Source organism: Pseudomonas sp. 67(2021) (assembly GCF_017491835.1).
Lineage (GTDB): Bacteria > Pseudomonadota > Gammaproteobacteria > Pseudomonadales > Pseudomonadaceae > Aquipseudomonas > Aquipseudomonas atacamensis.
Genome location: NZ_JAFGYL010000003.1, coordinates 1 through 13,297, shown reverse-complemented (window position 1 = coordinate 13,297; position 13,297 = coordinate 1). Strand labels below are relative to the sequence as shown.

Sequence of the window (13,297 nt, the reverse complement as noted above, 5' to 3'; positions counted from 1 at the left end):
CGCGTGCAAGAGTTAATCGAGTCGGTAGGACAACTTTCGGCTAAGCAAAGAAAGGCTCTGGCGGTTCTGCTCAAGCAGAAAGGCGTCAACCTCTTTGACATTGCCCCGGTTTTCAAGCGCACGGCTGAAGAGCCGTTGCTGCTGTCCTACGCTCAGCAGCGCCAGTGGTTCCTGTGGCAGTGGGCACCGCACAGCGCGGCCTACAACATTCCGACGGCCCTGCGCTTGCAAGGGCCGCTGGATGTGCCGGCACTGGAACGCAGCATTGCGGCGCTGATCGAACGCCACGAAACCCTGCGCACGGTGTTCTCTCAAGACAGCGCGCAACCCTTGCAAGTGGTCCTGCCCGCAGGACCTTTTACCCTCGATACTCACAACCTGAGCGCTGATCTGGCGCATGACCCGGAGCACTCGATCGAGGCTTTCGTGCAGACCCAGAGCCAGAAGACTTTCGACCTGCAGCACGGGCCGTTGCTGCGTGCCGCGCTGCTACAGGTCAACCCCGCTGAGCATGTGCTGGTGCTGACCCTGCATCACATCGTTTCCGATGGCTGGTCGCTGCAAGTGATGATCGAGGAACTGGTGCAGCTCTATGCCGGGTTCAACCTCGGTCACGACGCCGGTCTGCCGGCACTGCCGATTCAATATGCCGATTACGCCTTGTGGCAGCGCCACTGGATGGAGGCCGGTGAGCAGGAGCGACAACTGGCCTACTGGCAGGAAAAACTCGGCGGCGAACAACCGGTGCTGGAACTGCCGCTGGATCGCCCGCGCGCGGTCGAGCAGAGCTTCGCCGGCGCCAGCCACAACCTGATTCTTGATCCGGCGCTGAGCCATGCCCTCAAGGCCTTTGCCCGGCAGGAAAACGTCACCCTGTTCGTGTTGCTGCTGGCTTCGTTTCAGGCCTTGCTGCATCGCTACAGCGGGCAAAGCGACATCCGTGTCGGCGTGCCGGTGGCCAACCGTGGCCGGGTGGAAATCGAGCGCCTGATCGGCTTCTTCGTCAACACCCAGGTGCTCAAGGCGGACATCGACGCAGAGCTGCCGTTTATCGAACTGCTGCGTCAGGTCAAACAGACGGCGCAGGAGGCGCAGGCGCATCAGGACTTGCCCTTCGAGCAACTGGTCGAAGCGCTGGAACCGGGCCGCAGCCTCAGCCACAGTCCGCTGTTCCAGGTGATGTTCAACCACCAGGCCGAGCGCCGCGCAAGCGTCGCCACACGCCTCAACGGCCTGAACATCGAACCGCTGGAATGGCAGAGCCAGACCGCGCAATTCGACCTGACCCTCAACACCACCGAACAGGCCCACGGCATCGAAGCGGTGCTCAAGTACGCCACTGACCTGTTCGACGCAGCGACCATCGAGCGCCTGGCGCAGCACTGGACCGCGTTGTTGCAAGCGATCGTCGCCGAGCCGACCCGGCGTATCGGCCAGTTGCCAATGCTCGATGCAGGTCAGCAGCAACAGCTGTTGGCGCAATGGAATCCGTCGCTGATTGAACAACCGCTGACGCCGTGCATCCAGCAAGCCATCGAGGCCCAGGCCGAGCGGCATGCCGATGCGGTGGCGGTGAGCTGTGCCGGGCAACGCCTGACCTACGCCGAGCTCAATCACCGCGCCAACCTGTGGGCGCATACGCTGCTCGAGCAGGGCGTCGGCCCGGACGTGCGCGTCGGCGTGGCGGTGGAGCGTTCGCTGGACATGATCGTCGCCATTCTCGCGGTGCTGAAGGCCGGCGGCGCCTATGTGCCGCTGGACCCGAGCTACCCGGATGACCGCTTGAGCTACATGATCGACGACAGCGGAATTCACTTGCTGTTGACCCAGGGCCATTTGCTCGGGCAATTGCCGCTGCCGCCGGGGCTGATCTGCCTCGACCTGAATCAAACGCCGGAGCATGGCATCGCAAGTAACCCGCCATGCCTGACCACGCCGGACAATCTGGCCTACGTCATCTACACCTCCGGTTCCACCGGCAAACCCAAGGGCGCCTTGCTGCCGCACGGCAACGTGATGCGCCTGTTCAGCGCCACCGAGCACTGGTTCGATTTCGGCGCGCAGGACAGCTGGACGCTGTTCCATTCCTACGCGTTCGACTTTTCGGTGTGGGAGATTTTCGGCGCGCTGTTGTACGGCGGCAAACTGGTGGTCGTGCCGCACGATGTCAGCCGTTCGCCGGAAGATTTCTACACGCTGCTGTGCGATGAAAACGTCACGGTGTTGAACCAGACGCCGTCGGCATTCAAACCGCTGATGCAGGTCGCCTGCGAGTCGAGCCGCAGCAACGCCTTGCGTTACGTGGTGTTCGGCGGCGAGGCTTTGGAAGTACAGAATCTGCGCCCGTGGTTCGAGCGTTTTGGCGACCGCGCGCCGACGCTGATCAACATGTACGGCATTACCGAAACCACCGTGCACGTGACTTACCGGCCGTTGTCGCTGGCGGATCTGCACAGCAATCACAGCAGCCCGATCGGCGCGCCGATTGTCGACCTGTCGTGGTACTTGCTCGACAGTTCGCTCAACCTGGTGCCGCAAGGCTGCATTGGCGAGTTGTACATCGCTGGCGCCGGTCTGGCCCGTGGTTATCTGAATCAGGCCGGCATGAGCGCCACCCGCTTCGTGCCGGACCCGTTCAACCGCAACGCCGGCCAGCGCCTGTACCGTACCGGCGACCTCGCACGTCTGCGCGGCGACGGGGTGATCGAGTACATCGGCCGTATCGACCACCAAGTGAAGATCCGTGGTTTCCGTATCGAGCTCGGCGAAATCGAAGCGCAACTGCTCAAGCATCCACAGGTGCGCGAAGCGGTGGTGCTGGCGGTGGACGGCCTCAGCGGTCAGCAACTGGCGACCTGGGTCGTGCCGGCCGAGACATTGAATGCGGACGAGCAGGGCGCGCTGCGCGATTCGATCAAGCTGCACCTGCGCGAAACCCTGCCGGATTATATGGTCCCGGTCAGTTGGGCGTTCCTCGACCGGCTGCCGCTGACCGCCAACGGCAAGCTCGATCGCAAGCAACTGCCGCAGCCGGATGTTGCGCAGGTGCAAGAAGCCTACGCGGCGCCGCGCAGTGAACTGGAACAGCGTCTGGCGGAGATCTGGCAGGACGTGCTCAAGGTCGAACGGGTCGGGCTTCACGATAATTTCTTCGAGCTGGGCGGCGACTCGATCATCTCGATTCAAGTGGTCAGTCGCGCGCGGCAGGCCGGCATTCGCTTTACGCCCAAGGACATTTTTCAGCATCAGACCGTGCAGCGTCTGGCCACCGTTGCGCAGCAGAGCGACGCGGTGCAGACGGAGCAGGGCGAAGTGCTTGGCGACGCGCCGCTGACGCCGATCCAGCAGTATTTCTTCCACAGCGACATCCCGGCGCGGCATCACTGGAACCAGTCGATCCTGCTGACCCCGGCGAAAACCCTGCAAGCCGGGGCGCTGCAACAGGCCCTGGCGCAGGTGCAAAAGCAGCATGACGCCTTGCGTCTGCGTTATCGCCAAACCGAGCAGGGCTGGCAGCAAAGCCACGGTGCGGCGGATCAGCCACAAGACTTGTTGCGCAGCTTTACGCTGGACGACAGCGCGGCATTGCCAGCGCTGTGCCTGGACCTGCAACGCAGCCTCGACCTGCATAACGGCCCGCTGATCCGCGCGGCGCTGATCGATTTGCCGGACGCCAGTCAGCGTCTGTTGCTGGTGATTCATCACTTGGTGGTCGATGGCGTGTCCTGGCGAATCCTGCTCGAAGACCTGCAAAGCGCCTATCAGCAGATCAGCAGCGGACAGAGCGTGCATCTGCCGGCCAAGACCAGCGCGTTCAAGGACTGGGGCGTGCGCCTGCAAGAACATGCGCGCAGCACGGCGCTGGGCAGCGAACTGAGCTACTGGCGCGAGCAGTTGCGCGACGCGCCGCTCGGTTTGCCGCTGGATAATCCGCAGGGCCAGTTGAACAACCGCTTCGAACGCAGCGTCGACACGCGACTGGATGCCGAACGTACCCGCCAATTGCTGCAACAGGCCCCGGCGGCCTACCGCACTCAGGTCAACGACCTGCTGCTGACCGCACTGGCGCGGGTGCTCTGCGAGTGGACCGCTAGCGACAGCGCGTTGGTGCAGCTCGAAGGCCATGGCCGCGAAGACCTCTTCGATGACATCGACTTGAGCCGCACCGTGGGCTGGTTCACCAGCATGTTCCCGGTACGCCTGACACCAAACGCCAGCCTGGAAAGCTCGATCAAAGGCATCAAGGAGCAACTGCGCGCGATCCCCAACAAGGGCATCGGCTATGGCTTGCTGCGTTATCTCGGCACCGCCGAAGCACAAGCGGCACTGCATGAACTGGCGCAACCGCAGGTGACGTTCAACTACCTCGGCCAGTTCGATAACAACTTCGATGAAGACGCCTTGTGGCGGCCGGCCACTGAGGACAAGGGCGCCGGTCAGGACGCAAACGCGCCGATGGCCAACTGGCTGACCATCGATGGCCGGGTTTATCAGGGCCAGTTGAGCCTGACCTGGACCTACAGCAGCGACGTCTTCGAAGAAGCGACCATTGCCGCGCTGGCCCGCGCCTACGAAGTGGCGCTGAGCGAATTGATCGACCACTGCCTCAGCCATGCGGGCGGCCTCACGCCGTCCGATGTGCCGCTGGCCGGTTTGTCTCAGGCGCATCTGGACAGCCTGCCGATTGCCGCCCAGCGCATCGAGGACATTTATCCGCTGGCGCCGATGCAGCAGGGCATTCTGTTCCACAGCCTGTACGACGCCGACGCCAGCGCCTACGTCTATCAGATGCTGCTGGACATCGACGGCCTCGAAGTCGCGCGGTTTCAGCAAGCCTGGCAGCGGGTGGTCGATCGCCATGAAGTGCTGCGCGCCGGTTTCATCTGGGGCCGCGATGGCCTCGACGCGCCGTTGCAGGTGATCAATCGCCAACTGACCCTGGAAATGCCGGAAGTCGATGTGCGTGATGCCGCCGATCTGCCAGCAGTGCTTGAAGCACGGGCGCAGGCCGACCGCGAACGCGGCTTCGATCTGCAGAATCCGCCGCTGTTGCGTCTGTGCCTGTTGCGCACTGCCGACGATCGCCATCGACTGATTTTCACTTGTCACCACATCCTCATGGATGGTTGGAGCAACTCGCGGATGTTCGGCGAAGTGCTGCAGGATTACGCCGGCCAGTCGGTGCCGAGCGCGCAGGGTCGCTATCGCGATTTTCTGGTCTGGCTGCAGGGCCAGGACAAGGCTGGGGCGCAGGAATTCTGGCGCGGGCAACTGGCCGAACTCGACGAGCCGAGCCGACTGGCCTCGGCCTGCCACGGACGCACCGTGCCGGGGCCGGGCAAACAGATGCATCGTCTGCATTTCGACGAAGCGTTGACCCAGCGTCTGAACGCCTTCTCCCGTCAGCAACAGGTGACCCTCAACAGCCTGGTGCAGGCCGCGTGGCTGCTGGTGTTGCAGCGCTACACCGGGCAGGCCACGGTGGCGTTTGGCGCTACGGTATCCGGGCGTCCGGTGGATTTGCCGGGCATCGAAGAACAGCTAGGGCTGTTTATCAACACTCTGCCGGTGATCGCCAGCCCGCAGGCCAGCCTCAGCGTCGGCGATTGGGTGCGCAGCGTGCAGGACAAGAACCTGCTGTTGCGCGATTACGAGCAGACGCCGTTGCAGGACATTCAGCGTCTGGCCGCATTGAGTGGCGAAGCGCTGTTCGACACTTTGCTGGTGTTCGAGAACTACCCGGTGTCCGAAGCGTTGGAGGCCAATCCGGGCGGGCTGCGTTTTTCCGGTCTGGAGCATCGCGAGCAGACCAACTACGGCCTGACCCTGATTGCTGGCGCCAGCGAAGTGCTCAACCTCGATTTCAACTACCTCACCGAACACTTTGCCGAACGCAGCGTGCTTGCTCTGGCGGCGCATTTGCGTGAAGTGCTCGAGCAATTTATCGCAGCGCCGCAACGGGCACTTGGCGAGATCGGTCTGCTGCCGCTGGCCGAACGGCAGACGCTGGCGCAGTGGAACGACAATCACGCGGCTTATCCGGCCGAGCGCTTGATCTCGCAGAGCTTTGAAGCACGGGTGGCGGCGCATCCGCAGGCACTGGCGTTGAGTCATGCCGGCGTGGCCCTGAGCTACGGCGAACTGAACCGCCGCGCAAACCAGTTGGCCCGGCATCTGGTGACGCTGGGTGTCACCGCCGAAGTGCGCGTCGGCGTGGCGCTGCCGCGTTCGGCGGAACTGGTGATCGCCCTGATGGCGGTGCTCAAGGCCGGCGGCACCTACGTGCCGCTGGACCCGGACTACCCGGCAGACCGCGTGGCCTACATGCTCGATGACAGCCAGGCGAAAGTCCTGCTGACCCAGCAAGCGTTGCTGGCGCAACTGCCATCCAGCGAAGCACACGTGGTGCTGGTCGAGGCCGGCGGCGAGGCGTTTGCATCGCAGGCGCCGGACAACCTGCCGGCGCGCGCCGACTCGGCCAATCTGGCCTACGTGATCTACACCTCCGGTTCCACCGGCAAACCGAAAGGCGTGGCCATCGCCCATCGCAACGTGCAGGCGCTGATTCACTGGTCCGCCGAGGTCTACAGCGAGGACGATCTGCAAGGCGTGCTGGCGTCGACGTCGGTGTGCTTCGACTTGTCGGTGTGGGAGATTTTCGTCACCCTGGCGCGCGGCGGGTCCATGGTCATGGCGCGCAATGCCCTGGAGCTGGCGGACTTGCCCGAGCGTGATCAGGTGCGCCTGATCAACACCGTGCCGTCGGCGATTGCCGCGCTACAACGCATCGGCCAGATCCCGCCGGGCGTGCGCATCATCAATCTGGCCGGCGAGCCGCTCAAGCAGGCGCTGGTCGACACCTTGTACCGCGAAACTTCGGTCGCCCACGTTTACGATCTGTACGGGCCTTCCGAAGACACCACGTATTCGACCTGGACCCGTCGCGAACTCGGTGGCCAGGCCAATATCGGCCGGCCTTTGGGCAATACCACTGCGTACCTGCTCGACGAGCAATTGCAGCAAGCGCCAGTCGGCATCGCAGCGGAGCTGTATCTGGCCGGTGAGGGCATCACGCGTGGCTATCTGTTGCGCCCGGGCCTGACCGCCGAGCGCTTCGTGCCCAACCCGTTGGCGAGCAACGGCGAGCGCATGTACCGCACCGGCGACCTGACGCGTTTCATGGACGACGGCCGTATCGAATACGTCGGCCGCATCGACCATCAGGTCAAGGTGCGCGGCTTCCGTATTGAACTGGGTGAAATCGAAGCGCGTCTGCTGGCCCAGGCCAGCGTGCGCGAAGGCGTGGTGCTGGCGGTCGACGGCGTTGGCGGCCAGCAACTGGTGGCTTATGTGGTACCGGCCGAGGCCGATCAAAGCCCCGCGCAACTGGACGCGCTGAGTGCTGAGTTGCAAGCCGCGCTCAAGGCGCATCTGCCGGACTACATGGTGCCGGCGCAGTGGCTGTTCCTCGAACAGTTGCCGTTGACACCCAACGGCAAACTTGATCGCAAGGCTTTGCCGGCACCGGATGCCAGCCAGGCACAACGCGATTACGTCGCGCCGTCGACGCCGCTGGAGCAGCAGCTGGCCGAGGTCTGGCAGGACATTCTGAAGATCGAGCAGGTCGGCGTGACCGACGATTTCTTCGCCCTCGGCGGTGATTCGATCATCTCGATCCAACTGGTTAGCCGCGCGCGGCAGCAGGGCATTTGCTTCACGCCCAAAGACCTGTTCCAGCAGCAGACGGTGCAGAAACTGGCCGCAGTGGTTTCGCTTGCAGACGCGCAATCCGCCAGCGCTGCCGACTACCCGTTGGCGCAGCTGGATCAGGCACAGCTCGATGCCTTGCCGGTGCCGGCGGAGCTGATCGAAGACGTCTATCCGCTGTCGCCGATGCAGGAAGGCATGCTCTTCCACACCCTGTCGGATAACGGCAGCAGCCTTTACGTGCAACAGGTCAGCCTGCCGATCAAGGGCCTCGACGTGGAGCGTTTCCGCCGGGCCTGGGAGTTCATCATTGTACGTCAGGCGATCCTGCGCACCAGTTTCCATTGGCAGGACGGCCTGGCCAAACCGCTGCAGGTCGTCCATCGCCAGGCGCCGTTGCAGATGCAGGTGCTCGATTGGCGTGGGCAGGACTGCAGCGAGGCGGCGATTGCCGAGTTCGCCAGCGCTGATCGCGCGCTGGGCTTCGACTTGGCCGAAGCGCGATTGCAGCGGGTGACCCTGCTGCAGCTGGGCGACGAGCAGTACCAGATGATCTGGACCAGCCATCACATTCTGATGGACGGCTGGAGCAGTTCGCGGTTGTTCGGTGAGGTCTTGCAGTACTACTCCACGGGCGAGGTGACTGGCGAAAATGGCCGCTATCGCGACTTCATTGCCTGGTTGCAGGCGCAGGATCAGGATGCCCAGGAGCTGTTCTGGAAGGCGCGTCTGGCGGTGGTCAACGAACCGACCGCGCTGAGTCAGGCGATGCACCCGCGTCATAGTGCCGACGTTACTGGTCACGATGCGCTCTATTCGAATTGGGACAAGGCGCAAACCACACGCCTGCTGGAGTTCTGCCGCGACCTGCGCATCACCCCTAACACACTGATCCAGGGCGCGTGGCTGCTGCTGTTGCAACGCTACACCGGTCAGCAGACGGTGACCTTCGGCGCCACTGTATCGGGGCGCCCGGAAAGTCTGCCGAACGTCGGCAACATGCTCGGCCTGTTCATCAACACCTTGCCGATCATTCAGACCCCACAGGCCGATCAGCGTCTGGCCGACTGGCTGGGTGAAGTGCAGGCCTACAACCTCGACATCCGCGATTACTCCCAGGCACCGCTGGCCGATGTGCAGCGCTGGTCGAACCTCGGTGGTCAGGCGCTGTTCGACAGCATCGTGGTGTTCGAGAACTTCCCGATCGACGAGCGCTTGCAGGAAGAAACCGACACCGAGCTGACCTTCGGCAAATCCATCGGCCACGGTGTGACCAACGTGCCGATGGACCTTGCGGTGATGCTCGGCGACGAGTTGTCGATCGAGTACCTGTACCTGCGCAGCCACTTCAGCGCCGAGGCGGTGCAAGGCATTCGCCTGACCCTGGAAAACACCCTCGCGGCGATGATGGCCGCGCCGTATGAGCGGCTGGGCAACTTGCAGCGTCTGTCCGCCGAACAATGGCAAGCGGCGCAGGCCTGGAGCGCGGAGCCGGCGCACCGCCATGAGCCTCGCCTGTTGCCGGAGTTGATCAGTCGTCATGCGCAACAGCAGCCCGACGCGATCGCGGTGCAATGCGCCGGCGAGAGCCTGAGCTATGCCGAACTGGAGCGGCAGGCCAATCGACTCGCGCAGTGCCTGACCGCCCACGGCGCCGGTCCGGAAGTGGTGATCGGCGTGGCATTGCCGCGTTCGCTGGAAATGCTGGTGAGCTTCCTCGCCGTGCTCAAGAGCGGTGCGGCGTACGTGCCGCTGGACATCGATTACCCGCCGGAGCGTCTGGCGTACATGATCGAAGATTCGCGCATGGCCCTGCTGCTGACGCAAACCAGCCTGCGCGCGACGTTGCCTGCACCACAAGGCGTGCGGCGTCTGGAAATCGATCAACTCGATCGCAGTCTTTACAGCGATGCTGCCCCGGTCTGCGATGTTCACGAGCAGGGCCTGGCCTATCTGGTTTACACCTCCGGTTCCACCGGACGGCCGAAAGGCGTTGCCGTGACGCAGGGACCGCTGAGCATGCATTGCCAGGCCATCGCCGAGCTGTACGAAATGGACGCGAGCAGTTGCGAGTTGCACTTCATGTCGTTCGCTTTCGACGGCGCTCACGAACGCTGGCTGAGTACCTTGTACAGCGGCGGGCGTCTGGTGATCCGCGACGGATGTCTGTGGACGCCGGAGCAGACCTATCAGGCCCTGCACGATTACGGCGTGACCATCGCCTGCTTCCCGCCGGCCTATCTCAAGCAACTGGCCGAGTACGCCGCCGCCAGCGGCATTGCGCCGCCGCCAGTGCGCATCTACTGCTTCGGTGGCGATGCGGTGCCGGAGCAGACCTTCGAACAGGTCAAAGCCGCGTTGCGTCCGCAGTTCTTCACCAACGGCTACGGCCCGACCGAAACCGTGGTCACGCCGATGCTCTGGAAAGTCGCCATCAGCCAGCACTGCGAAGCGGCGTATGCGCCGATCGGCCGCGCGGTCGGTGCGCGCTCGCTGTACGTGCTCGACGATGATCTGAATCCGCTGCCGCCGGGCTTTGCCGGTGAGTTGTACATCGGCGGTTACGGCGTCGCTCGCGGTTACTACGGCCGCCCCGACCTGACCGGCGAACGCTTCGTGCCCAACCCGTTTGCCCCTGGCGAGCGTCTGTACCGCAGCGGCGATCTGGTGCGTCGTCGCGCGGACGGCGTGGTCGATTACGTCGGGCGCATCGACCATCAGGTCAAGGTGCGTGGCTTCCGCATCGAGCTGGGCGAAGTCGAGGCCAGCCTGCGTCAGTTGCCGGCGGTCAGCGATGCGCTGGTGATTGCCCGCGACAATGCCTCCGGCAAGCAACTGATCGGTTATGTGGTCACCGCCACGGGTGATGATATCGGCGATGAACTCAAGGCCGGGCTGCGTGCTTCGCTGCCGGAATACATGGTGCCGGCGCAGATCGTCTGCCTCAGCGCGTTCCCGGTTACACCCAACGGCAAACTCGATCGCAAGGCCCTGCCGGAGCCGGAGTTCAAAAGCGACGAATATGTTGCCCCGCGCACCGAGCAGGAACGCCTGTTGGCGGAAATCTGGGCGCAGGTGTTGCAGGTCGGGCAGGTCGGTATCAGCGATAACTTCTTTGAACTGGGTGGCGATTCGATCCTCAGCCTGCAAGTGATCTCGCGGGTGAGAAACCACCCGACGCTGCAGATGGAGCTGAAGCTGCGTGATCTGATGCGTTATCAGACCATCGCCGGCATTCTCGAGCAGCAAGTGGCGAAGGAGGGCGCCGGGCAAGCGCTGCCGGACCTGACTCAGGTTGCCGCAGAGGGCGTGTTCAATTTGCTGCCGATCCAGGAGTGGTTCTTCGCCGAAGGCATGGCCGAGGCGCATCACTACAACCAGTCGTTGCTGCTCAGCGCACGTCAACCGCTGGATCTTGATGCACTGGAACAGGCACTGGGCTTGATCGAACAACATCACGATTCGCTGCGCCTGCGTTTTTCCAACGACGGCGGGCGCTGGTTGCAGCGCTATAGCAGCAGCGCCTCCGACGAGGCTGTGCTGTGGCGCCGCGAAGCGCAAAACAGCGAAGAGGTCGAAGTCTTGGCCAACCTCGCGCAGCGCAGCCTCAAACTCGATGACGGGCCGGTCTGGCGGGTCATGCATGTGGCCTTGCCGGATGGTCAGGCGCGGTTGCTGGTGGTGATTCATCACCTGGTGGTCGACACCGTGTCGTGGCGGATTCTGCTCGACGATCTGAAAGTCGCTTATGAGGCGTGCGTGCAGGGGCTGGCGCCGCAACTGCCGATTCGCACCAGCAGTTATCGTTCGTTTGCCGAGGCATTGCAGGCGCAGGCGCCGGTGATTGCCGAGCAGGAATTGAGCTATTGGCTGGAGCAACTGGATCAGCCCGGCGTTGATCTGCCGTGCGACAACTCGCGCGGCAAGAACCTTGTGCGGCAACAGGCGCAGGCACGGCTCAAGCTGTCCCGCGAGCACACCGAACAACTGCTCAAACAGGCCCCGGCGGTGTACGGCACGCAGATCAACGACCTGCTGCTGTCGGCGCTCAGCCGCGCCCTGTGCCGCTGGAGCGAGCAACCGTCGGCGCTGATTCTGCTCGAAGGGCACGGGCGCGAAGACCTCTTCGAATCGATCGACCTGAGCCGCAGCCTCGGCTGGTTCACCAGCATGTTCCCGGTGCGTTTGCGTCCGGACAGCGATGACATCGGCCAGTCGATCATCAATGTGCAGGCGCAACTGGCGGGCGTACCGCAGAAGGGCATCGGCTATGGCGTGCTGCGTCATCTGGCCGGGCCGGAAATCTCCGCGCAACTGGCTGCATTGCCGCAGGCACGGGTGACCTTCAACTACCTCGGGCAGTTCGACCAGAGCTTCGATGAACAGGCGTTGCTGGTGCCGGCACTGGAAGAGACCGGCGACAACTACAGCCTCAAGGCGAACCTGGGCAACTGGCTGGAAATTGTCGGCCAGGTCTATGACGGGCAACTGGCGTTGCGCTGCATCTACAGCAGCCAGCGTTACCGCGCCGGCACCATGGATGCGCTGATGAGCGATTACCAGCGCGAGCTTGAAGCGTTGATCGAACATTGCATGGCGCGGGTGGGTTGATCACCCGGTCTTTTGCGCGGGCGCTGCCCAGGCGCGCCCGTCTTATTGCGGATACAAGGATTTTTAACGATGTCGTTACACCCTGATCTGGAAGCTTTCCTCGACCTCGCTCAAGACAGCCAGGACGCCGGCCTGCCAGCCATGCACCAACTGACCCCGAGCGAGGCCCGCGCCACCTTCGAACAGACCACCGCGCAACTGCGCTGGCCGGCGCCGCAGGATCTTGAAGTCACCAAGATCGAAACACAGGCCCGTGACGGTGCGGCGCTGGCGTTACGTTTGTATCGGCCCAACGGTATTGAATCGCCGCTGCCGGTGCTGGTGTATTTCCACGGTGGCGGATTTGTCGTTGGCAGTCTGGATTCCCACGACGGTGTCTGCCGCGAGTTTTGCCAGCGCACGCCGTGTGCGGTGCTTTCGGTCGGTTATCGACTGGCGCCGGAGCATCGCTTTCCGACGGCGCTGGAGGATGGCGAGGACGCTTTGGCCTGGCTGGCCGAACAGGCTGCGAGCCTCGGCCTGGATGGTTCGCGCGTTGCGTTTGGCGGTGATAGCGCGGGTGCCACGTTGGCGACGGTGCTGGCGATTCAGGCTGTGCGGCAGCCGCACACGGTGGCTATCGCGCCGAAGGCGCAGTTGTTGTGTTATCCGGTGACGGATGCTTCGCGGGTGCATGATTCGCGGCTGTTGTTTGGTGAGGGGTACCTGCTCGAGAACGACACGCTGGAGTGGTTTTATCAGCACTATGCGCGAGGGCCGGAGGATTATCTGGATTGGCGCTTTTCGCCGTTGCTGGCGGAGGATCTGCGCGGGGTTGCGCCGGCTATTGTCGTATTGGCCGGGTTTGATCCGTTGCTGGATGAGGGGCAGGCTTATGTCGACAGGCTGCGCGGGCAGGGGGTTGAGGTCGAGGTCGAGGTTTGTGCCGGGCTGACTCATGATTTGTTGCGGTTGGGGGCGGTGGTGCCTGGGGTTCTGG

At 63.4% G+C, this 13,297-nt stretch carries 2 protein-coding genes; both read left to right on the top strand.

What is annotated here, in order from left to right:
• The first annotated feature begins 3 nt into the window (after positions 1-3).
• Complete coding sequence (locus tag J5M66_RS05695; RefSeq protein ID WP_207807364.1) at positions 4-12,318, top strand: non-ribosomal peptide synthase/polyketide synthase; 12,315 nt, start codon at positions 4-6, stop codon at positions 12,316-12,318.
• A gap of 69 nt (positions 12,319-12,387) precedes the next feature.
• A partial coding sequence (locus J5M66_RS05690; RefSeq protein WP_207817482.1) for an alpha/beta hydrolase occupies positions 12,388-13,297 on the top strand: 910 nt, incomplete at its 3' end.